Genomic DNA, 22,398 nt, shown 5'->3' on the forward strand with positions numbered 1-22,398 from the left:
GCTAGCCGGGCATCAGGCGGATTCGAGCATACCACTGTGACGCAGCAGGGCATCGATGCGCGGTGCGCGGCCGCGGAACGCGGCAAAGGACTCGGCCGCGGGCCGAGCGCCGCCGACAGCGAGGATTTCGCGGCGGAATCGCTGGCCCGTTGCCGGGTTCAGGATACTGCCTGCCTGCGCAGCCTCCTCAAAGGCTTCATAGGCATCGGCCGACAGCACTTCGGCCCACTTGTAGCTGTAGTAGCCCGCGCCGTAACCGCCGGCAAACAGATGAGAGAACGCATGCGGGAAGCGATGCCATGCCGGCGGGAACAGCACGGCCACTTCGGCGCGTACCGTCTGCAGCAGCGACAGGACCTCGGCGATGGGCATTCCACCGGCGCGATCGTGCATCAGCATGTCAAACAGCGCGAACTCGATCTGACGCACGGCCTGCATGCCGCTTTGGAAGTTTCGAGCTGCCAGCAGCTTGTCAAAAAGCTCGCGCGGCAACGGCTGGCCGCTGTCGACATGGGCCGACAGTTTCTGCACGACGGCCCATTCCCAGCAGAAGTTCTCCATGAATTGCGAGGGCAGTTCGATGGCGTCCCATTCGACACTGGCAAATGCCGAGGCGCCCGGTTCGTCGACTTCCGACAGCAGCGCGTGCAGGGCATGGCCGGTTTCGTGAAAGAGGGTGATGACGTCGTCATGGGTGAGCAGCGCCGCCTTGCCACCATTGGGGCGTGAGAAATTGCAGGTCAGATAGGCAACCGGCGTCTGTACCGTGCCGCCGACCAGACGGCGGTTGCGCTCGCTGTCGACCCAGGCACCGCTTTGCTTGCCGGCGCGGGCGTACAGATCCAGATAGAGGTAGCCCAGCGTCTTGCCTTGGGCGGACGTCACGCGCACGCCTCGCGCGTCCGCATGCCAGGTCGAGACATCGGCTGCCTGCAGACGTACGTCGAACAGCGTTTCGATCACGTCGAACAGGCCCGCCAATACACGTGGTTCGGTGAAGTACTGCTTGATCTCGTCTTTGGAGTAGGCGTAGCGGGTTTCGCGCAGCCGTTCCGAGACAAAGGGCACATCCCAGGGTTGCAGATCGTCCAGGCCGAGTTCGCTCTTGCCGAAGGCCCGCAGTTCGGCCAGGTCACGCTGGGCGTGGGGCTTGGCGCGGCCGGCCAGGTCACGCAGAAAGGCCGTGACTTCGCTGGCCGAGGCGGCCATGCGGGTTTGCAGGCGCAGCTCGGCAAAACTGGCAAATTTCAGTAGCGCGGCTTCTTCGGCGCGCAGGGCCAGCAATTCCTCGATGAGCGCGGAGTTATCGAATTGGGGTTGACCCTGCTCGGAGGCCACGGTGCCATACGCGCGATACATCGTTTCGCGCAAGGAGCGGTCGTGGGCGTACTGCATCACCGGCAGGTAGTAAGGCATCTTGAGCGTGAGCAGATGGCCGTCCTGGCCTTGCTCGCGCGCGGCATCGGCCGCAGCGGCCACGACATCGGCCGGCACGCCATGCAGCCGGGTCGCGTCGTCCAGGTGCAGACTCCAGGCGTCGATCGCGTCGAGCACATTTTCGGAGAACTTCTGCGAGGCCTGCGCCTGCCGATCGGAGATCTCGGCGTAGCGGGCGCGTGCTTCGCCTTGCAGTTCCACGCCGCTCAAGCGGAAGTCGCGCAGCGCCAGTTCGATCACGCGACGGCGCACGGGCGACCAGTGGGCGAAATCGTCGGCCTGCGACAGACGCTGATATTGCCGGTATAGCCCCTCATGCAGGCCGACCCAGGTCGAGAACTCGGTGACTTTGGGTAGCGCCGCGTTGTAGGCCTCGCGCAACTCCGGCGTATTGACCACGGCATTGAGGTGGCCGGCCACCGACCAGGCGCGCCACAGGAGCTCGGAACGCGTGTCCAGCGGTTCGACGATGGCCTCCCAGGTGGCTGGGCGGGCCGGGTCGGCCGCAGCGTCCACCGCCTGGCGTGCCAGAGCCAGCAGCTCGTCGATGGCCGGGGCAATATGTTCGGGTTTGACGCTGGCGTAGTCAAGCAGGTCGGCCACGGGGGCGAGCAGCGGATTCTGGGTCATGGGAGTCCGATTAGAGAAGGCGTGACAGGGCGAGCCGGCGCGTGGCGGCCGGCCCTTGTTTGATATATGGGGAGCATGCCAGGGATTGCAATGCCCGGCAGACGTGCCGGGCATTGGGGTCAGGCAGCGAGGGTGCGCTCGGCAGCCTCAACCGTATTGACCAGCAGCATGGCGATGGTCATGGGGCCGACGCCGCCTGGCACCGGGGTGATGGCCGCGGCCACCTGGCTGGCGCTGGCGAAATCCACGTCGCCGCACAGTTTGCCGTCTGAGCCGCGGTTGATACCGACGTCGATCACGACGACGCCAGGTTTGACCATGTCGCCGGTGATCATGCGCGCCCGGCCCGTGGCCACCACCAGCACGTCGGCGCGGCGGGTCTGTGCGCCCAGGTCACGCGTTTTGGAATTGCAAAGCGTGACGGTGGCGCCGGCGGCCAGCAGCAGCATGGCCATGGGCTTGCCGACGATATTGCTGGCACCGACCACCACGGCCTCGGCGCCGCGCAGATTGACGCCTTCGGCTTCGAGCATCTTCATGACGCCGTAGGGCGTGCACGGACGGATCAGCGGCTGCCCGGTCATCAGCAGGCCCGCATTGCTGATGTGAAAGCCATCGACATCTTTCTCGGGGGCGATGGCTTCGATGACCTTGTGGGCATCCAGATGCGCCGGCAGAGGCAGCTGCACCAGAATGCCGTGGATGGCCGGATCGCGATTGAGCGCATCGATGCGCGCCAGCAGGTCGGCTTCGCTCAGATCGGCAGGGTATTGCTCTTTGACCGAATGCAAACCGGCTTTTTCGCAGGCGGCGACCTTGTTGCGCACATACACGTGGGAGGCCGGGTCTTCGCCCACGAGGACGACCGCCAGGCCGGGGCGCACGCCTTTTGCGGACAGCGCCGCCACACGTTGAGCGACTTCCTCACGGATACGCTGCGACAGGGCGACGCCATCAATGATTCTTGCGGTCATGCGTGGGCCTCGGGTTTGGCCAAGGCGACTTTCATGAGGTCGGCTACGGTGGTCACTTCCAGTTTTTCCATGATGTTGGCGCGATGCGCCTCGACGGTCTTGATGCTGATGCCCAGGTCGTCGGCGATCTGTTTGTTCAGGCGGCCGGCGACAATGCGCTCGAGCACCTGTTGCTCGCGCGCGGTCAGGCGCGCCAGCATGGCTTCGTGGTCTTTCTGTGCCTGATGCTGGGAGATGCGCTGCGCTGCCTGCTCGAGCATGCGCGCGACGATCTCGCGCAGATCCGACTCGTTGAAAGGCTTCTCGAGAAAATCGATGGCGCCTTTCTTCATGGTCGATACCGCCATGGGCACGTCGCCGTGACCGGTGATGAAGACGATGGGCAGCGGGGCGTTGCGGGCGATCAACTGTTCTTGCAGTTCGAGGCCGCTCATGCCGGGCATGCGGACATCCGCGATGAGAACGCCGACCTGGGCGGCGTCGTATTCATCGAGAAAGGTTTCGCCGCTGGCGAAAGCGCGCACCCGATAGCCGTTGGCTTCCAGCAGCCAGCGCAAGGAATCGCGGACTGCTTCGTCGTCATCGACTATGTATACCGTGCTCGACAGGTGGGGGGTGTTCATGCGTGCAACTCCTCTGACTGATCATTCCGGGCAGGCGCTTCTGGCGCCGCACAGGGCAAGGTAAAGCGGAAGATGGTTCCGCCAGCCGGATTGGGATCGGCCCACAAACGGCCGTGATGCGATTCGATAATGGTACGGCAGATGTTCAGCCCCATGCCCAGGCCCTGGGACTTGGTGCTGAAGAACGGTTCGAAGAGCCGCTCGGGCTCGGCAATGCCGTGGCCGCGATCGACCACGGCCACTTCCATCAGGTTGTCGTGGGGAATCACCGCGACCTTGAGTTCATCGGAGGTGCTGCCTTCCATGGCTTCGAGGCCGTTTTTCAGCAGATTCAGCAGCACCTGTTCAATCAGGATGGGATCGGCCATCACATCCGGCGCGGTCGAGGGCACGAAACTGTCGATACGGATGCGGCGTTTGCGCGCGTCGATTTCGGCAAATCCGATGGCGTTGTCGACGATACGGCCGATGGGCACGCGCTGGCGGCGGGGTTCGCTGCGTTTGACGAACTCGCGGATGCGGCTGATGATCTTGCCCGCCCGCTCGGCCTGCGCAGCGGCTTTTTCCAGTGCTGGCAATAGCATGGTGGGGCTGGTGTGGCCGGCCTTGACCAGGGCCACGGCGCCCATGCTGTAGTTGGCGATGGCCGTCAGCGGCTGGTTCAGCTCGTGCGCGAGCGAGGAGGCCATTTCGCCCATGGTGGTCAGGCGGCTGGTGATCTGGATTTTTTCTTGTTGCAGGCGCGAGGTTTCCTCGTGCGTGCGGCGTTCGGTGATGTCGCGCGCCACCTGCATGCGCACACGGCGGCCATCGGTCCAGGCCAACATGCGGTGATGGACCTCGAACCAACGCTGCACCGAGGGCGCAAAGACTTCCACGGACTCATCCGTAAAGCGGCCACGGCGCCCGGCCAGCAATTCGTCGTGCCCGCCGGTCTGCGCGCCAAAGACGCGGCGGTAGGTGCGGTTGGCAAACAGCAGCTCCAGCCCGTCATGGGTATCGGCGGTGACCGAAATGGCGTCGTCCAACCCTTCGAGCACCGTCATGAAGCGCTCGTGCGCGGCGGTCAATGCTTCCCGGATACGCTTGGGTTCGGTGATGTCGGTCATGGATGTCATCCAGCCGATCTGCGTGCCGTTGGGGTCCAGCAGCGGCGAGACATACATGCGCGCGGTAAAGCGAGAGCCATCGCGGCGCTGGGCTTCGACCTCCAGGCCGCTGGAGGGTGTTTTGCCGGACACCAGTACATCGAGCGTGTGCTGATGTTGCTCATGACGGCCTGGCACCCAATAGGGAAAGGGCGGGCTGCGGCCGATGAGGTCGGCTTCGTTCCAGCCTATCATCCGGCAAAAGGCGGGATTGACATAGGCGATGCGGCCTTCCATGTCCAGCACGCGCATACCGGTGGACATGGAGTTCTCCATCGCGCGGCGAAAGCCGGTTTCGGCGATGAGGGCGGCTTCGGCGGTCGAGCGAAAACGCGTGTAGCGCCACAGCATCAGCAGACTGATGATGATGACGATGGACAGGGCCAGAACCACCCACAGCAGGCGCTGCTGGCGCAACTCCTGGTCGATGGTCACGAACATGACGCTGTCGTCATGGATGCGTTGCAGCCAGAAAAACATGCCCATCACACATATATAGAGGACGAGCACCAGCGCGGGCGTCACCCAATACAGACCGCGCCGGCGTGAGCGGGCGTGATCGTGGAATGAATTCGGGATGTTGGACTTGGCGGGACTGAACATGGGCATACGGCCGTTAGGCTGCGTATTTTACGGGTAATAGGGCGCGGATGGGCCGGGCACCTGCGCCGCTCAAGCCGCCGGGACGAGGCGGGTTGCCGGCGAGGCGAATATTTCGATGCTGCACTGCGCCATATTACGGTGCCGGGCGCGGCATTTTGATTTTTTTTGTCTATGAGGAGCTGGCTGGCTGCGCCGCCACATGCGGGCGACACGATCCTGCACGGCGCGCCCGGCGCCGCCACCCGTTGGGCTGGCGGGGCTGGATTTACCGGGTATTCCGAGCGCCATCGAGGGGTGGAGCGTGTCGGATGAAGGCAAGGGCGGCGCGCCCAGACGATTCAGAAAACTGTCAATATTCCGCATTATGAAATGCCGTACCGCAACATGAAATTTTTCTTGCTCCGGGCTAACCTAGCTACTTAGAATGCGCGCTTCGATGGTTGGCGCCCCTGATTCGATCGAGGGGTGTCGGCGCGCATAAACTTCTGTACCCCGCTTACCCATACACGGGGTGTGGTCCAAGAAACCCCATCAGGAGACACACGATGTCCTCTCCCGCTCAGGCCGGCGGCCTTCTGGCTGCCAACGACGAAGACACCCAAGAAACCCAGGAGTGGCTGGAAGCCCTGGCTGCCGTCCTCGATCGCGAAGGTCCGCAACGCGCGCACTACCTTCTGGAGCGCCTGATTGATGAGGCTCGCCGCTCCGGCGCCCACATCCCGTTCTCGCCCAATACGGCCTACGTCAACACCATCCCGCCGGGCCTGGAGCCCGCGCATCCGGGCAATCTGGAGCTGGAGTCGCGGATTCGCTCCTATGTGCGCTGGAACGCGATGGCCATGGTGGTCAAGGCCAACAAGCATAACCCGGCCGATGGCGGCGACCTGGGCGGGCACATTGCCTCGTTTGCCTCGCTGGCGACCATGATCGGTTGCGGTCAGAACCACTTCTGGCATGCAGAGAGCGACGATCATGGCGGCGACCTGGTGTATTTCCAGGGCCACACCTCGCCCGGCATGTACGGCCGCGCCTATCTCGAAGGCCGCCTGACCGAAGAGCAACTGAATCACTTCCGTCAGGAAGTCGACGGCAAAGGCCTGTCTTCTTACCCGCACCCGAAGTTGATGCCGGATTTCTGGCAGTTCCCGACGGTGTCCATGGGCCTGGGCCCGCTGATGGCTATCTATCAGGCACGCTTCTTGAAGTACCTGCATGCCCGTGGCATTGCGGACACCAGCAAGCGCAAGGTCTGGGTCTTCTGCGGCGACGGCGAAATGGACGAACCCGAATCCTTGGGCGCGATCGCCCTGGCTGCCCGCGAAAAGCTCGACAACCTGATTTTCGTCGTGAACTGCAACCTGCAGCGCCTCGACGGCCCGGTGCGCGGCAACGGCAAGATCATCCAGGAACTGGAAGGCGACTTCCGCGGTTCGGGCTGGAATGTGATCAAGCTGATCTGGGGCGGGTATTGGGACCCGCTGCTGGCGCATGACAAGGAAGGCATCCTGCGCAAGATCATGGAAGAGACCGTCGACGGCGAGTACCAGGCGTACAAGGCCAATGACGGCAAGTTCGTGCGCGAGCATTTCTTCGGCAAGCATCCCAAGCTGCTCGAAGCCGTTGCCCGCATGAGCGATGAAGACATCTGGCGCTTGAACCGCGGCGGCCACGATCCGCATAAGGTGTACGCGGCGTTTGACGCGGCCTCCAACCACAACGGCCAACCCACGGTCATTCTGGCCAAGACCATCAAGGGCTATGGCCTGGGCCAGGTGGGCCAGGCCAAGAACCCCACGCACCAGCAGAAAAAGCTCGAGCTGGATTCGATCCGCGAATTCCGCGATCGCTTCGGCATCCCCATCGCCGACGATCAGCTCGAGAACCTGCCGTACTTCAAGCCGGCGGAAGACTCGCCGGAGATGAAGTACCTGCACGAGCGCCGTAAGGCGCTGGGCGGTTACCTGCCCAAGCGTCGCCAGAAAGCCGACGAGCAGCTCAAGGTGCCCGCGCTCGAAGCCTTCAAGTCCGTGCTGGAGCCCACCGCCGAAGGGCGTGAGATTTCGACCACCCAGGCGTTTGTGCGGGTCTTGAATCAGATTCTGCGCGACAAGCAGATCGGGCCGCGCGTGGTGCCCATCCTGGCCGATGAGTCGCGCACCTTCGGTATGGAAGGCCTGTTCCGCCAGATCGGCATTTATGCTCCCGAAGGCCAGAAGTATGTGCCGGTCGACAAGGACCAGGTCATGTACTACAAGGAGTCCGCCGACGGTCAGCTCCTGCAGGAAGGCATCAACGAAGCGGGTGCCATGAGCTCGTGGATCGCGGCGGCCACGTCGTACTCCACCAACAACCGCATCATGGTGCCGTTCTTCATCTATTACTCGATGTTCGGCTTCCAGCGTATCGGCGACCTGGCCTGGGCGGCTGGCGACATGCAGGCCCGCGGCTTCTTGCTGGGTGGGACTGCCGGACGCACCACGCTCAATGGCGAAGGCCTGCAGCACGAGGACGGCCACAGCCACATCCTGGCGTCGACCATCCCCAACTGCGTGTCCTATGACCCGACGTTTGCCCACGAACTGGCCGTCATCGTCCAGCATGGCATGAAGCGCATGGTCGAAGATCAGGAGAATGTGTATTACTACCTGACAGTGATGAACGAGAACTACGTCCAGCCGGGCCTGAAAGCGGGCGACGAGGACGGCATCATCAAGGGCATGTACAAGCTGCAGTCCAAGGGCGCCGCCAAGGCCAAGGCCCGCGTGCAGCTGATGGGCTCTGGCACGATTTTGCGTGAAGTGATGGCCGCGCAGGATCTGCTGGACGCCGATTGGGGCGTGGCATCCGACGTCTGGAGCGTGACTAGCTTCACCGAGCTGCGCCGCAATGGCCTGGATACCGAACGCTTCAACATGTTGCACCCGGAAGCGCCCGCTCAGGTGGCCTACGTGACCGAACAACTGGCCTCGACCGATGGCCCCATCATCGCGTCGACCGACTACATGAAGCTGTTCGCCGATCAGATCCGCCCCTTCATGCCCAAGGGCCGCGAATACAAGGTGCTTGGCACGGACGGCTTTGGCCGGTCGGACTTCCGCAGCAAGCTGCGCGAGCACTTCGAGATCGATCGTCATTTCGTGGTCGTGGCCGCGCTCAAGGCGCTGGCCGACGAAGGCAAGGTGCCGGCTGCCAAGGTCGCCGAGGCGATCAAGAAGTACGGCATCAACCCGAACAAAGCCAACCCGCAATACGCCTGAGGGTAGACAAACATGAGCAATATCGTGGAAATCAAGGTTCCCGACATCGGCGACTTCAAGGAAGTGGAAGTCATCGAAGTGCTGGTGGCCCCGGGCGATACGATCAAGGCCGAACAAAGCCTGATCACGGTGGAGTCCGATAAGGCCTCGATGGAAATCCCCGCCTCGCAAGGCGGTGTGGTCAAGTCGATCAAGGTCAAGGTCGGCGACAAGGTCGCCGAGGGCGGCGTGATTCTGGAAGTCGAGGCCGAGGCAGAGGCTGCCAAGTCCGAAGCTCCCAAGGCCGAGCCGGCCCCGTCCGAGCAGGCCCCGGCGCAGCCCGCCAAGGCAGATGCCCCGGCCAAGGCCACCGCGGTCCAGGCCGAGGCGCCCGCTGCGGCCAGCGGCCCGGTGGATGTCGCCGTGCCGGATATCGGTGACTTCAAGGATGTGGAAGTCATCGAAGTGTTGGTGGCCGTGGGCGACACCATCAAGCCCGAGCAAAGCCTCATTACCGTCGAGTCCGACAAGGCATCGATGGAGATCCCCGCCACGGCCGGTGGCGTGGTCAAGTCCATCAAGATCAAGGTGGGCGACCGTATCAACAAGGGTGATGTGATTCTGGTGGCTGAAGGCGCTGCTGCGCCGGCGGCCAAGGCTGAAGCCGCCGCGCCCAAGGCCGAGGCGCCGGCGGCCAAGGCCGAAAGCGCCGCAGCTCCCGCCAAGGCGGCCGCGCCAGCGCAGCGTCCCTCGCCCACGCAGGACCTGGAAGACGCCGCTCTCAAGCCCGGCCAGTTGCCTCATGCCTCGCCGTCGGTGCGCAAATTTGCCCGCGAATTGGGCGTGAACCTCTCGCGCGTCACCGGCAGCGGCCCCAAGGGCAGGATCGTGCTCGACGATGTGCGCGGCTTCGTCAAAACCGCGCTGGCCGCCCCAGCGCCCGCGGCCCAAGGCGATGGCGTAGCGCTGGGCCTGCTGCCCTGGCCGAAGGTGGACTTCACCAAGTTCGGCCCGGTCGACGCCAAGCCGCTGTCGCGGATCAAGAAGATTTCCGGCGCCAACCTGCATCGCAACTGGGTCATGATCCCGCACGTCACCAACAATGACGAAGCGGACATCACCGACCTCGAAGCCCTGCGCGTGCAGTTGAACAAAGAGAACGAGAAATCGGGCGTGAAGGTCACCATGCTGGCCTTTGTCATCAAGGCCGTGGTCGCCGCCCTGAAGAAATTCCCCGAGTTCAACGCCTCGCTCGACGGCGACAACCTGGTCTACAAGCAGTATTTCCACATCGGCTTCGCGGCGGATACGCCCAACGGGCTGGTGGTGCCGGTGGTGCGCGATGCGGACAAGAAGGGCATTATCGAATTGGCGCGCGAGACCTCCGAGCTGGCCAAGAAGGCGCGCGACGGCAAGGTGTCGCCGGCCGACATGCAAGGCGGTTGCTTCTCGATTTCGTCGTTGGGTGGCATTGGTGGCACGCACTTCACGCCCATCATCAACGCGCCCGAAGTGGCCATTCTGGGGCTGTCGCGCTCCTTCCAGAAACCGGTGTGGGACGGCAAGCAGTTCGTGCCGCGCCTGACGCTGCCGCTGTCGCTGTCGTATGACCACCGCGTCATCGACGGTGCGGCTGCGGCCCGCTTTAACGCTTACCTCGGCCAGTTGCTGGCTGATTTCCGTCGTATCGCGCTGTAAGCGCCCGGAGACAAGATGAGCAATCTCAAGCCAATCAAGATCCCGGACATCGGTGACTTCAAGGAAGTCGAAGTCATCGAGGTGCTGGTTGCCGTGGGCGACACCATTAAAGCTGAGCAAAGCCTGATTACCGTCGAATCCGACAAGGCCTCGATGGAGATCCCGGCATCCGAAGGCGGCGTGGTCAAGTCGGTCAAGGTCAAGGTGGGCGACAAGGTCGCCGAGGGCGCGGTCATTCTGGAGATCGAGGCTGGTGCGGAGGCGGGCAAGGCCGACGCTGCCCAGCCTGAGGCCGCCAAGGCCGAAGCACCCAAGGCTGCCGCCGCGCCTGCCAACGCCAAGCCCGCCAAGGCGGCCGCCGCTTACAGCGGCTCGGCCGATCTGGAGTGCGACGTCCTCGTGCTGGGCGCGGGCCCCGGCGGGTATTCGGCGGCATTTCGCGCCGCCGATCTGGGCCTGTCGACCGTGCTGGTCGAGCGCTACGCCACCCTGGGGGGCGTGTGCCTGAACGTCGGTTGCATTCCGTCCAAGGCCCTGTTGCACAATAGCGCCGTCATCGACGAGGCGCGGGCCCTGGCCGCGCACGGCATCAGCTTCGGCGAGCCCAAGATCGATCTGGACAAGCTGCGCGGCTACAAAGACAGCGTGGTGGCCAAGCTCACGGGTGGTCTGGCCGGCATGGCCAAAGCACGCAAGGTCAGCGTGGTCACCGGGGTGGGCGAGTTCGCCGACTTCCATCATCTGACGGTCAAAGCCTCCGATGGCAAAAGCCAGACCATACGCTTCAAGAACGCCATCATCGCCGCCGGCAGCCAGTCGGTGAAGCTGCCGTTCCTGCCGCAAGATGACCGCATCGTGGACTCGACCGGCGCGCTGGCGTTGCGTGAGATCCCCAAGAAGATGCTCATCATCGGTGGCGGCATCATCGGCCTTGAGATGGGCACGGTGTACTCGACGCTGGGAGCGCGCCTGGACGTGGTGGAGATGCTCGATGGCCTGATGCAGGGCGCGGACCGCGACCTGGTCAAAGTGTGGCAGAAGATGAATACCGGCCGTTTTGACAACATCATGCTCAAGACCAAGACGGTGGGCGCCGAGGCGCGCGCGGACGGCATCTACGTCAGCTTCGAGGGCGAAGGCGCACCCAAGGAACCGCAGCGTTACGACCTGGTATTGCAGGCCGTGGGCCGCAGCCCCAATGGCAAGAAGATCGCCGCCGATAAGGCGGGTATTGCCGTGACCGACCGGGGCTTCATCGAGGTGGATCGCCAGATGCGCACCAATGTGCCGCACATCTTCGCCATCGGCGACATCGTGGGCCAGCCCATGCTTGCGCACAAGGCCGTGCACGAGGGGCATGTGGCGGCCGAAATCTGCGCCGGCCAGAAGTCCTTCTTCGACGCCCGCGTCATTCCTTCGGTGGCGTACACCGATCCGGAAGTGGCCTGGGTGGGCCTGACCGAGGATGACGCCAAGAAGCAGGGCATCAAGGTCGAGAAGGGTGTGTTCCCTTGGGCCGCCTCGGGCCGCGCCATCGCCAATGGCCGCGACGAAGGCTTCACCAAGCTGCTGTTCGATGCCGAGACGCACCGCATTCTGGGCGGCGGCATCGTGGGCACCCATGCGGGCGATCTCATCAGCGAAATCGCGCTGGCCGTCGAAATGGGCGCCGACGTGGTGGACATCGCCAAGACCATCCACCCCCACCCGACCCTGGGCGAATCGGTCGGCATGGCCGCCGAGGTCGCCGAAGGCGTCTGCACCGACCTGCCGCCGCAGCGCAAGAAGTAAGTCCGCCGCCGCGCACGCCAAAGCCGCCTTCGGGCGGCTTTGGCGTCTGCCAAGCAGGCATACGCGGTCGGCATGCGGTTTCGGGGTCTGACGTGAGGCCAAAAATGAGCTGCCCCCAGATTTAGTACGGCACCGACATAGAGCCCAGGGGTAAAAGACCTTCTTTCTGATGAGCCTGCACGAATTGCACCAGCCTGACGGAGCTGGCCCGGCGCTCGCAATTCATACGGTACAGCGCACGGTCCTTCATGGGCGCGGAGATCGACCGCCTGCTCGAGTCACGCAGCATCTTCATCGAGCGCACCTTTTAGTTCGACAATACGGACCCTCTGCTGAGCCTGGTCAGCGCGGGCCTGGGCTTTGCTGTCAGCACACCCTTGTGCTTATGGCAGAGCCGTCACTTCCTGCCTACCTTGAAGATCCTGCCTCTGACGCTGCCGACCACCAGCGCCGAAATCCCCAATAGCCGCAGCTTCTATCTGGCTGCACGCGCCAGTGAGGCCGGCCGGCTCCCGTATGAGGCACGTGAGGCGATTCTGGTGGCGGTGGAGTCACTCTACGACAAAGAAATCGTCCCGGCACTGCGCTTGCCCAGCGCCACCTTGTGGCGCAGCCTGCGCCGCTAGGTGGCGGCCTCCCTAGGGTTAGCCCGCAAGCAGGATAGGGGAAGTCGATGTTTTATATCGCCGCAGCTTATAAACCCGCTGCTGACCCCCGGGCCGAGAGACAGTTCAGCTTCATCATTCGCGCCATCGAGGCGCTCAAACCAAGGGGAATACAGCATTGAATCGTCGGGACATGTTGAAACGCGCAACCGCGCTTGCCGCCGCCAGCACCATGGGCTTTCCTATGATTGCCCGAGCGGCCAAGACACGCCTGACCTACGGGGGATCAGGATGGCTGGGGCACTATTCTGCCTATATCGCCCTCAAGACCGGGCTGTTCGACAAGCAAGGTCTGGACATTGTCTGGCAGAGCTTCGCGACCTCGTCGGATCGCATGGGTGCCGTCATGGCTGGCAATATCGACCTGGCAGGCACGGGCGTGGTTTCGTCGTTGGCGCTGATGGCCGCTGGCGCTCGCCAGTTCCAGGTAATTGCCACGCCGAACAATTTCGGCCGGGCTGAAGGCGTACTGGTGCGTGAGGACGTCAACGATGTGGCAGGCCTGAAGGGCAAGAAAATCGGCGTGACCTATGCCTCCAGCGCCCACGTGCTCCTGCTGGACGTGCTGCAGCAAGCGGGGTTGAATCCCGACAAAGATGTCACCATCATCAATCTGCCGGCGACCAATCTGCTGGCTGCTTTCCAAGGCAAGCAAATCGAGGCGGCCGTGGTGGCCTGGACCCCGGCGTTCGACCGCATCAAAGCCATCCCCGGCACCCGGGTGTTGCTCGATGACACGGCGTTCTCCCTGTATAAGCAGTACGGCATCACCCCAGGTCCGGATGTGCTTCTTACACGAGCCAGCATCGGCAAAGAGAACCCGGAGGCCGTGCACAAATTCCTGACTGCCGTATTCCAGGCCAACACCATGATGACCGAATCGCCCGCCGAGGCCGCCAAGGTATTGCTCGAACTCACCGGCCTGAGCCAGCAAGAACAGGAAGCCGTCATCACACAGACCACCTGGTACACCGAGAAAGAGCAGCACGCCCTCATGGTCGACCCAGGCAATTTCGTCAATGGTATGCAGCAACTGGCGGGCATGCTGGTTTCGCTCAAGCAGATCGACAAGGCACCCACGGTCAAAGACTGGGTCCAGACCAAGTACCTGTGATTACGGAAGTCAAAGCATGTCCACGCAATCTAACAAAGGAGGCCGTTCGCTGATTCTGGTCAGCGTTCTGTCTCTGATTGGTTTTCTTCTGGTGTGGGAGGCGCTGTGCCGAGGCGGCGCCGTGGATCCCATTTTCCTGCCCGCGCCGTCTCAAGTCCTGGCCCGGGCCATGTCGATGTCCGACCAAGGCGCCTTGTTCTACAACGTGTTGGCTTCGGCGCGCCGTGTGATGGTGGGCTTCATCGCCGCCATCGTCGTCGCCATCCCACTGGGAATCCTGCTGGGCACATCGCGCGTGGCGCGCTCGGTGTTCGACCCCATCATTTCCTTCTTGCGGCCGCTGCCTTCCATGAGCTGGATTCCGCTGTCGCTGCTGTGGTTCGGTATCACCGAAACGCAGAAGTACAGCATAGTCTTCATGGGGTCCTTCGTCCCGGCGTTGCTTTACGTGATGGAAGCCACGCGCAGCATCGATCCGCTGCTGGTGCGCGCCGCCCGCAACCTGGGTGCGAATCGCTGGCAGATTATGCGGGAAGTACTTTTTCCGGGTTGCCTACCTCAAATCATCTCCGGAATGAAGATCATCCTGGGACTGTCCTGGACCTGCGTCATCTCCGCGGAGCTGGTGGCATCCAAGGAAGGCCTTGGCTTCATGATCATGAACGGCAAAGAGTTCTTCCAGACCGACACCGTCGTGCTCGGCATGGTTCTGATCAGTTTCACGGTCCTGGTGACGGACCTCTGCTTGCGCCTACTTGAGCGCTGGATACTCTTTCAGCAGTACGCACTTTTTCCTTGGCGCACGGTATAGGAAAACGTCGAATTCGGCCTGAAAATGCGCGGCATGCCAAAAGCCGAACGCGCACCGATCGCCCGCAAATACATCGACATGGTCGGCCTGAAGCATGCCGCGGACAAATACCCGCACGCGTTATCCGGCGGGATGAAGCAGTGCGTGTCGATCGCCCGTGTCCTAGCCAACAATCCGGACGTCATGCTCTTCGACGAACCCTTCGCCGCGCTCGACGCCATGACCCGGCAGGTCTTGCAGGACCAGTTGCTCAAGATCTACGAGGAAAGCGGCAAGACCATCGTCTTCATCACGCATTCGATCGATGAAGCCCTGACGCTATCGACCCGCATGGCGGTAATGGGGTCAAAACCGGGCCGTATCGTACAGGACATCGACAACGATCTGCCGCATCCGCGCAGCGCCGACGTGCAACTGTCGGAGCAATTCGTCCAACTCAAACGAGCTATCTGGCAGCGAGTGCAGGAAGAAGTGACCCGCAGCATGGAGCTTGCGGACTAAATGCCAACCGCGCCTGGGCTAGGCCACGTCTGGCGAGCCTGGCGCGTTTGCCATTGCGCGTGGCGGTCACGTCGGGGCGACAGAAAAAAGAGGAGGGCAGCGCAACGTCCGATCATGGACGTTTGCCTTTCTTGCGAACAAGGCGCGGTCCAGCCCCGGAACAGACGCGGAAAGACTCCGGCCCATAGCGCTTGCGCGACTCATTGCGGCGCGCATATGAGGCACGCCGGCTCGCGTGCGATCTTGGATTGCCGTGATCGTGACCTTGCGCAGACCCGGCGAACAACCCGGATCCTAGCCGCTGCAGCACCAGGAACCACTGCAAGAGGTGTTCTATGACGTCAAACGGAACACCATTTCATTGGCAAAATCGGCTTTCTTCAAACGCCTCCGGCGGCTTGCCAGTGGACGTGGCGCTTGCTGATTCAAAATACGCATAATGTATATTATGTAAAGTACAGGATTTATCGGCGAATAAGCTAGACGGCCTGTCTGCGAACAACGCGGGCAATTGCCCCAGCTTCCAAAAGGCGGTTGCGCCGGGGTCTTGCCCATGATGGGCATCTACCCCAGGGCCCCGCCCAATGACGCGCTGGCGACTCAGACCTCAAGAATCTTACGTCCCATATACCGTTTCGGCTGTCCAGGCTTCTTGGGGTTGCTGGTACATCTGCCAGAACAAACTGGCGACGGCTTTGGTGTCCGGGCTGTTGGCGTCAATGAATTTGGCGATCGTTACCGTCGCCACATGCACGCCCTGGGCCTTGAACGGCTCAAACAACGCCAGCGCCAGTGCGCGGATGGCCGCTTTGCCAATGCTCAGCGTCAGGTAGTCCGGGTGCGGATACAGGCCCAGACCACCGCCAGTAATCAGAACGGCGCCCTGGCGCCGCGCCAGCATTTGGCCTGCCGCAGCTTGGACCGCGGCGACGGCCCCGCCCACGTTGGCCAACAAATCGCTGGAAATATCCTCGCGGCGAAGCTGTTCGATAGAGGCCTGGCGAAGGCTGGCTACGTTGTAGTGAAGTACGTCTATACCCCCCCTCTCCTGCTCGATGTCCCGTATCAGTGACGCCACCGAGTCGATATCTGTGACGTCGACGGTGCGCGCCTGAGCGCGGTAGCCCGCAGCATTGATCCGTTGCGCCAGCGGATTCACGGTATCGGCCCGGCGCGCAACGAGCACGACGTCGAAGCCCTGCCTGGCGAATTCCGCTGCCGTTTCATAGCCCACGCCCGGACCTGTTCCCAATCCCAGATAGGTTTTCAAGATTGACCACTCCATTAAAAGGTGGCCTCATCTTAATTAGCCACTATGCTTGCAATAAATAGTCTCCAACACATAACACTCATGCAAAAACTGCACGGCAATAACGAAGCCGGACTGGATGAGCTCAAGGCGTTCGTGGCGGTGGCCACGCAAGGCAGCTTTGCTGCGGCAGCAAGGATGTTGGATCGGGATAGCTCGGTGTTGTCCCGCCGTATCAGTGCGCTGGAACGGCGTTTGGGCGCCCGCCTGGTCACCCGCACGACCCGAGCCATCATTCTCACCGAGGCAGGAACACAATACCTGCGTCGCGTACGCACCATCCTGGACGAGCTCGACGCGGCCAACCTGGAGGCCAGCGACGTCGCATGCACCCCTCGTGGCGTGCTGCGTATCTCGATGCCGCTGTCTTTCGGGCGACGATGGATCGCTCCCTTGTTCTCCCGATTTATGCGGGCCTATCCGGCGGTGAAACTGGATGCCCGCTACACGGACCGGTACGTCGATCTCGTATCCGAGGGTTTCGACCTCGCCGTGCGTGTGGGACGCATGGCCGACAGCTCGCTGGTCACGCGGCGGATCGGAACGTATCGAACCATGCTCGCCGCCTCTCCGGGGTATCTGCAAGAGCATGGCCACCCGCAGACCCCTACGGAACTGGCCTCGCACGCCTGTCTCGGATTCACGGGCTTTTCAAGTTGGCCGCGCTGGAGTCTGGCGCGGGCCGACAGTCGATTTACGTTTGAGCCGGTGGGCCCTCTCATTGCGGACAGCGCGGAAGTGGTGGTCGATTCGGCCGTAGAGGGTTTAGGTATTGTTCTGGCGCCGGATTGGCTCATCGTTGACCATCTGCGCAGCGGTCAATTGGTTGAACTATTGCCTGGTTGGGGCGCGAGCAATGATGGTCCCGTCAGCATCGTTCATCCGTCCGGTCACATTGTTGCAGCCAAGTCGCGCGTCTTTATCGACATGGTGGTCGAGAATTTGCACAACGTTTGGCACTGGCCGCCCTCTCGTTGAAACCCTCCCGCCCCTGCCCCACGGCACCGGCGCTGACGCGGGAAACGCTGGCTCGCCTGTCTTTTTATTCAGGCAGATAGGTCTGGGTCTTGCTATTCATGCCGCCAACGATGCTGCCGTGCGCCGCGCCGCCTGAAGTGTCCTGCCCGGGGACTGTCGGATGGCCAAACAGGCTATTATTAGTATGTTATAATATTCGTTTTTGTGGATTGGGTGTCACGGTGCGACCGACCTGTTGAACCTCATTGCTGAAGGAAGCCCATGAAAGTCCTCGCCTCTCTCAAGGATGCCAAAACCCGTCATCGGGATTGCCAAGTGGTGCGCCGTCGCGGCCGCGTCTACGTCATCTGCAAGTCCAACCCCCGCTTCAAGGCTCGTCAAGGCGGCGCGCGCAACCGCAACAGCTAATCGGTCAGGAACGTCAGCGGCGTGACCCCGCCCAGCACGACACGCCGGCCACCCTGCACCTGAGGCGCGCGGCGGGTTACGATCACGCGCATGACGCTCCGCTTTCATCTTCGCTCTCTGTGTGTTGCCGTGGCACTGCTTTTGGCCATGGCAACGCTTGCCACGGTTGGAGCCCATTGGGGATGGGCCCGTAGCTTTCTGGGCGACACCCTGGCCGTCATCTGGATTTACTACCTGTTCAAGACTTTTTTGGGTGCCCATGTCCTGACGCTTGCCGGCTTGGCGTTTGGCATGGGCGTTTTCATCGAGATGGCTCAGTATGCGGCCACCTATCTCGGCTGGAGCCTGCCCAACCCTGTCTTGCGCATCGTGTTGGGCAGTACGGCAGACTGGTGGGACATCCTGGCTTACGCGCTGGGCTGGATCGCGGTCGTCGTGATCGAGTTGCCACGCCAACTCCCGCTACGCCGTAGTGAGTCGCCTGCCGCTTGACCCCCCCCCTCCCCCGATAGCACCCAACACGTTTTAGCGATTGCCGGCCGCTGGCCACCGACGAGAATCCCTCGCATGACATCCCGCTCCAAGTCCGTCCGCACCTATGGCATGCGCGAGCGCAGCGATCGCCTGGATTTCTATATCCGTACGCAGGATGCCCGGCCAGCGCTCGAAGATATGCACCGCCACGACTACTTCCAGATCCAGATCAATCTGGGCGGCGATACCGTGCAACAGATTGGAGGAACGACTCGGCCCTTCGTCAAGGGCATGATGGCCTTTATCCTGCCGCACCGACTGCATCGCATTCCCCACCCGCCCGATGGCAGGTTCATGGTCATCAATGTGTCGCAGGAGTTCTTGCTGCCCGGCCTGCAGTGTGATCCGTTGGATCTGGAGGATGTGCCATTGTCGCAGGCGCCGGAGTTGGCCCCGTTCCGATTTCAGGAGAGCCTGGATTTTTCGGTGTCTGCCGAGGAACTGCCCGAGTTGGAGTCGTTGCTGGCGCGCATGCTGCACGTGGACCGCGAGCGCGGCTTTGGCTCGGCTGCCGTGTTGCGTGGCGGCTTGCTGCAATTGATCGGGCAGACCTGCATGCGTCATGCGTCGGCCTTGCAGGCGGGCTTGCCTCGGCAAGGACGGCGCCAGGCACTGGCACGCGTGAGCGCGCACATCGAGGCCCGGCTGGATCAGGCGGATTTGTCGCTCAATAGCGCTGCTGCCGCGGCGTTTCTGTCGCCCAGCCACCTGGCGCACCTGCTGCGCAAAACCCTGGACCGCAGTTTTACCGAATGGGTGCTCGAACGCCGCATGACACGCGCAAAAGCCTTGTTGCTGACGTCCGACAAGCGAATCACCGAAGTCGCCCACGCCTGCGGTTTTGCCGATGAAGCCTATTTCTCGCGCCGTTTTCGGCAATCCGTAGGAATGTCGCCGCGCCAGTTCCGGCAGCAATAAGCACACGGTGTCCAAGTCATCGGCAGCTTTGTCCAAGTTCGGAGCGCGCCGGGAAACTAGACTGAGGCTTCCTGTCAGTAGAGAGAAACCTCATGTCCAACTATGTGATTGCCGCCCCTGAACAAGCCTCGGCCGCCGTGGCCGGCAGCAGCCAGCGGTTTCCGATCCGCCGGGTATTCTGCGTGGGCCGCAACTACGCCGAACATGCCCGCGAAATGGGTCATGATCCCGACCGCGAACCTCCTTTCTTCTTTACCAAGCCGGCTGACGCCGTCGTGCCAGCCCAGGGGACCCTGCCCTACCCCCCGCTGACCGAAGACCTGCACCACGAAATCGAGATGGTCGTGGCGATCGGCAAGGGTGGCAAAGATATCGAGGTAGACCAGGCGCTCGCGCATGTCTGGGGTTACGCGGTCGGTCTGGATCTGACCCGGCGCGATCTGCAGGCGCAGGCCAAGAAAATGGGCCGTCCCTGGGACTGGAGCAAGGCCTTCGATGCCTCCAGCCCGATCACGCCCTTGCGCCCCGCGTCTGAAATCGGTCACCCGCAGAAAGGGCGTATCTGGTTGGACGTCAACGGCAGCGTACGCCAGCAAGGCGATCTGGCCGAACTGATCTGGTCGGTGCCCGAGGTCATCGCCGCCATTTCGCGGTCCGTGGCCCTCAAGCCCGGAGACTTGATTTTCACCGGTACGCCCGCTGGCGTTGCCGCGCTGCAGCCCGGAGATGTGGCTCGGGGCGGTGCCGATGGCATCGGCGAATTCGAACTCACGATTGGCCCGAAGGTCGCGGCCTGATAGACCCGTGCCTGGCAGGCCCGAGAGCCTGCCAGGCGCTATCCCGCCGGCTGAGGCGCCAACATCGCCGCTGCCTCGGGATCGAAGGTCCAGGCCGCCGCGGGCCGTCCGGTCAGATAACCCTGCAAGACGTCGCAACCCAGATCAATCAGTAAGCGGCGTTGCGCTTCGGTCTCGACACCTTCGGCCACCACCGACAGTCTGAGCGCATGCGCCAGGGCCACGATGGCGGCCACGATGGCGGCCACGATGGACACATCCTCGCTGTCCTGCGTCAGTTCCATGACGAACTCGCGGTCTATCTTCAACTCTCGTGCCGGAAACCGCTTGAGATAAGACAGGCTGGAGTACCCCGTGCCAAAGTCATCGATCGACAGCCCCACGCCCATGGCGTAGAGCCGGCGCATGATTTTCACGCTTTGCGCGGCCTGCTTCATGGCCGTGGTCTCGGTGATCTCGAGCACCAGACGCTTGGCGGGCAAGCCATGACGCTTGAGGGCCGCGGCGATGCTGTCGACGAAGTCGTTCTGCTGGAACTGCAGCGCGGCGATATTGATGGCGACCGTCGGGATGTCGGCGCCGAGTCGATCCCAAGCGGCCAATTGCCGGCAGGCCTCGTCCAGCACCCACGTCTGCAAGGACAGGATCAGGCCGGTCTGCTCGGCCAACGGGACAAACTCCGCAGGCGACACATCACCCAGCTCGCCGTTGTGCCAGCGCAGCAGCGCTTCGACCCCTACCCGCTCTGCAGTCTGCGCCTTGACCTTGGGTTGATAGAACAACCGCAACTCGCCTCGCTCGACAGCCAGGCGCAGTTGTTCGAATACGCGCAAATGCCTGTCGCTGCCGGCATTCATCGAGGGTTCGAAAAAAGCATGGCGATCACGCCCGAGGTTCTTGGCGTAGGACTTGGCGGCTTCGGCCTTGGCCATCAACGCATGCGGATCCACGCCGTCATGGGGATAGACCGCGATGCCGACACTGGCCGATATCCTGATGTCCTGTCCGGCCACGGTGAAAGGTTGCCGCAATGCCGCGAGATAGTTGTCAGCCACATGGCCGGCGTAGCTTGTGTGCGGCAAGACCGCAACGGCGACGAACTCATCGCCGCCCAAGCGGGCAAAGCTGTCGTGCGGCCCAGCCGCCTGAGACAGACGCTGAGCCGTCTGCATGAGGACTTCGTCGCCCACCGGATACCCGTAGGCCTCGTTGACGGCACGAAAGCTATCGACGTCAATGACCAGCAGCGCGAGCAATCCTCCTTCGGCGCGGCTGGCGGCGATGGCTGCAGCAAGCCGTTTGTCGAACATCCGGCGATTGACCGCGCCGGTCACGCTATCGTGAGAATTCAAGTAAGACAGGCGGTGTCGGGCTTCCTGTAACGAGCTTGCCAATTGCGCGCTTTTGGCGGTGGTCTTCGCGTAGCTGGCCGATAGTTTGATCGCCGCCAACGACAAAACGACGGACAGGCCCAGGATGGTCGCCGCCAGGCCTTCGGCGCTGACCGCCAGCGAAGGCGTCCCCGCATCGGTGCCCTGCACCGCCGAAGCCATGCCGCTATAGTACATGGCCGACAACCCCAGACCCATGGCCACCGCCTCCCAGACACGTAGCGATGCCCGTTCGGGCCGCGCGCGTTGGCGCGTGCCTCGCCAGATGCCCAGCCCAGCGGCGAAAACTGCTGCCGCAAAACACAGCAGCACCAGCGGCCATGAGAAGCTCGATGAAATCCGCACCGCTTCCATTCCGGTGTAGTGCATGCCGGCGATGCCGGTGCCAACGATGACGGCGCCCAACGCTCGCTCCCAACGCGCCAGCCCGGGCTGCGTCATCAACCACAGCGCGAGCGCTGCGAAGGCGATGGCAATGAGCAAGGCGATAAGCGTGGCCAAGCGTCCGTAGCCCCACGGCAATGGCAGACCAAACGCCAGCATGCCCACGAAATGCATGCCCCAGAGCCCGAAACCCGTAATGCAGGCGCCGACCCACAGCCACGCGGAACTGACGCCTTCCCGTTCGACGACGATGCGCGCCGCGATCGACAGTGCGGTATAGGAAGCCAGCACGGCCAGCGCAATGGACAGCAGAATGAGTGCGGGGCTATAAGCAGCCTGGGCCATGGGTCGACGCGCCGATCAGGAATCAGAGAGCGCCCAGATTAGAGCGCGGCCGCAATGAAATCAAGAAGAACGACGATGACGCAATTAGGCTGCGAATTTTTGC

19 protein-coding genes are annotated in these 22,398 nt (G+C 62.7%); 12 read left to right on the plus strand and 7 right to left on the minus strand.

Going from position 1 to position 22,398, the window contains the following annotated elements:
- Positions 1-12: 12 nt before the first annotated feature.
- The 4 genes from LK440_RS07955 to LK440_RS07970 all read right to left on the minus strand — a co-directional run bounded on the left by LK440_RS07955 (position 13) and on the right by LK440_RS07970 (position 5,415).
- Positions 13-2,067 carry a M3 family metallopeptidase gene (locus tag LK440_RS07955; protein WP_005013707.1) on the minus strand — a complete coding sequence of 685 codons (2,055 nt, stop codon included), beginning with the start codon at positions 2,065-2,067 and terminating at the stop codon, positions 13-15.
- A gap of 119 nt (positions 2,068-2,186) precedes the next feature.
- Complete coding sequence (folD, locus tag LK440_RS07960; RefSeq protein WP_005013706.1) at positions 2,187-3,041, minus strand: bifunctional methylenetetrahydrofolate dehydrogenase/methenyltetrahydrofolate cyclohydrolase FolD; 855 nt, start codon at positions 3,039-3,041, stop codon at positions 2,187-2,189.
- Entirely contained in the window at positions 3,038-3,664 is a 627-nt protein-coding gene (locus LK440_RS07965; RefSeq protein WP_005013705.1) for a response regulator transcription factor, read from the minus strand. The genes folD and LK440_RS07965 overlap by 4 nt, the downstream gene beginning before the upstream one ends.
- Positions 3,661-5,415, minus strand: a complete 1,755-nt coding sequence (locus tag LK440_RS07970) for a PAS domain-containing sensor histidine kinase (RefSeq protein ID WP_005013704.1) — start codon at positions 5,413-5,415, stop codon at positions 3,661-3,663. Before LK440_RS07970 ends, LK440_RS07965 begins: the two co-directional genes overlap by 4 nt.
- Positions 5,416-5,960: 545 nt before the next feature.
- On the opposite strand from LK440_RS07970, the gene aceE reads away from it, so the two are divergent.
- The 3 genes from aceE to lpdA are packed head-to-tail and all read left to right on the plus strand — an operon-like array spanning position 5,961 to position 12,140.
- The gene (aceE, locus tag LK440_RS07975; protein ID WP_005013703.1) at positions 5,961-8,672 is read left to right on the plus strand and encodes a pyruvate dehydrogenase (acetyl-transferring), homodimeric type; all 2,712 of its coding nucleotides are present in this window, start codon (positions 5,961-5,963) and stop codon (positions 8,670-8,672) included.
- 12 nt (positions 8,673-8,684) lie between these two features.
- On the plus strand, positions 8,685-10,349 hold the full coding sequence (gene aceF / locus LK440_RS07980) for a dihydrolipoyllysine-residue acetyltransferase (protein ID WP_005013702.1): 1,665 nt from the start codon (positions 8,685-8,687) through the stop codon (positions 10,347-10,349).
- A 15-nt stretch (positions 10,350-10,364) separates the two neighbouring features.
- The gene (gene lpdA / locus LK440_RS07985) at positions 10,365-12,140 is read left to right on the plus strand and encodes a dihydrolipoyl dehydrogenase (protein WP_005013701.1); all 1,776 of its coding nucleotides are present in this window, start codon (positions 10,365-10,367) and stop codon (positions 12,138-12,140) included.
- Positions 12,141-12,261: 121 nt separating this feature from the next.
- On the opposite strand, the gene LK440_RS07990 is transcribed toward lpdA, so the two are convergent.
- Positions 12,262-12,435: a hypothetical protein gene (locus tag LK440_RS07990; RefSeq protein WP_153566129.1), complete on the minus strand. Its 174-nt coding sequence runs from the start codon at positions 12,433-12,435 to the stop codon at positions 12,262-12,264.
- Positions 12,436-12,553: 118 nt separating this feature from the next.
- On the opposite strand from LK440_RS07990, the gene LK440_RS07995 reads away from it, so the two are divergent.
- The 4 genes from LK440_RS07995 to LK440_RS08010 all read left to right on the plus strand — a co-directional run bounded on the left by LK440_RS07995 (position 12,554) and on the right by LK440_RS08010 (position 15,231).
- A complete protein-coding gene (locus LK440_RS07995) occupies positions 12,554-12,766 on the plus strand; it encodes a hypothetical protein (protein WP_005013700.1) in 213 nt (70 codons plus the stop codon).
- A gap of 172 nt (positions 12,767-12,938) precedes the next feature.
- Positions 12,939-13,919, plus strand: a complete 981-nt coding sequence (locus tag LK440_RS08000; RefSeq protein WP_005013699.1) for an aliphatic sulfonate ABC transporter substrate-binding protein — start codon at positions 12,939-12,941, stop codon at positions 13,917-13,919.
- A 16-nt stretch (positions 13,920-13,935) separates the two neighbouring features.
- Positions 13,936-14,730, plus strand: coding sequence for an ABC transporter permease (locus tag LK440_RS08005; RefSeq protein WP_005013698.1), 795 nt, complete (start codon positions 13,936-13,938; stop codon positions 14,728-14,730).
- Between the two features lie 33 nt (positions 14,731-14,763).
- A complete protein-coding gene (locus tag LK440_RS08010; RefSeq protein WP_157933265.1) occupies positions 14,764-15,231 on the plus strand; it encodes an ABC transporter ATP-binding protein in 468 nt (155 codons plus the stop codon).
- Positions 15,232-15,847: 616 nt separating this feature from the next.
- Here the strand turns inward: LK440_RS08010 and LK440_RS08015 are convergent.
- The gene (locus tag LK440_RS08015; RefSeq protein WP_005013696.1) at positions 15,848-16,501 is read right to left on the minus strand and encodes an SDR family NAD(P)-dependent oxidoreductase; all 654 of its coding nucleotides are present in this window, start codon (positions 16,499-16,501) and stop codon (positions 15,848-15,850) included.
- Positions 16,502-16,582: 81 nt separating this feature from the next.
- Here LK440_RS08015 and LK440_RS08020 point away from each other — a divergent pair, with 81 nt between their 5' ends.
- From LK440_RS08020 to LK440_RS08040, 5 genes are all read left to right on the plus strand, one after another.
- On the plus strand, positions 16,583-17,518 hold the full coding sequence (locus LK440_RS08020) for a LysR family transcriptional regulator (RefSeq protein WP_005013695.1): 936 nt from the start codon (positions 16,583-16,585) through the stop codon (positions 17,516-17,518).
- A 261-nt stretch (positions 17,519-17,779) separates the two neighbouring features.
- Positions 17,780-17,926 (plus strand): type B 50S ribosomal protein L36, encoded by a 147-nt coding sequence (ykgO, locus tag LK440_RS08025; protein WP_005013694.1) that lies wholly within the window; start codon positions 17,780-17,782, stop codon positions 17,924-17,926.
- Between the two features lie 90 nt (positions 17,927-18,016).
- The gene (locus LK440_RS08030; RefSeq protein ID WP_005013693.1) at positions 18,017-18,418 is read left to right on the plus strand and encodes a ribosomal maturation YjgA family protein; all 402 of its coding nucleotides are present in this window, start codon (positions 18,017-18,019) and stop codon (positions 18,416-18,418) included.
- A gap of 75 nt (positions 18,419-18,493) precedes the next feature.
- Complete coding sequence (locus LK440_RS08035) at positions 18,494-19,378, plus strand: helix-turn-helix transcriptional regulator (RefSeq protein ID WP_005013692.1); 885 nt, start codon at positions 18,494-18,496, stop codon at positions 19,376-19,378.
- Between the two features lie 92 nt (positions 19,379-19,470).
- The gene (locus LK440_RS08040; protein ID WP_005019382.1) at positions 19,471-20,175 is read left to right on the plus strand and encodes a fumarylacetoacetate hydrolase family protein; all 705 of its coding nucleotides are present in this window, start codon (positions 19,471-19,473) and stop codon (positions 20,173-20,175) included.
- Between the two features lie 38 nt (positions 20,176-20,213).
- Here LK440_RS08040 and LK440_RS08045 read toward each other — a convergent pair whose 3' ends face one another.
- The gene (locus LK440_RS08045; protein WP_005013691.1) at positions 20,214-22,295 is read right to left on the minus strand and encodes a putative bifunctional diguanylate cyclase/phosphodiesterase; all 2,082 of its coding nucleotides are present in this window, start codon (positions 22,293-22,295) and stop codon (positions 20,214-20,216) included.
- Positions 22,296-22,398: the final 103 nt, after the last annotated feature.

Origin of the sequence: Bordetella holmesii, from assembly GCF_020735985.1 — a bacterium.
In the GTDB taxonomy this organism is placed as follows: Bacteria; Pseudomonadota; Gammaproteobacteria; order Burkholderiales; family Burkholderiaceae_B; genus Bordetella; species Bordetella holmesii.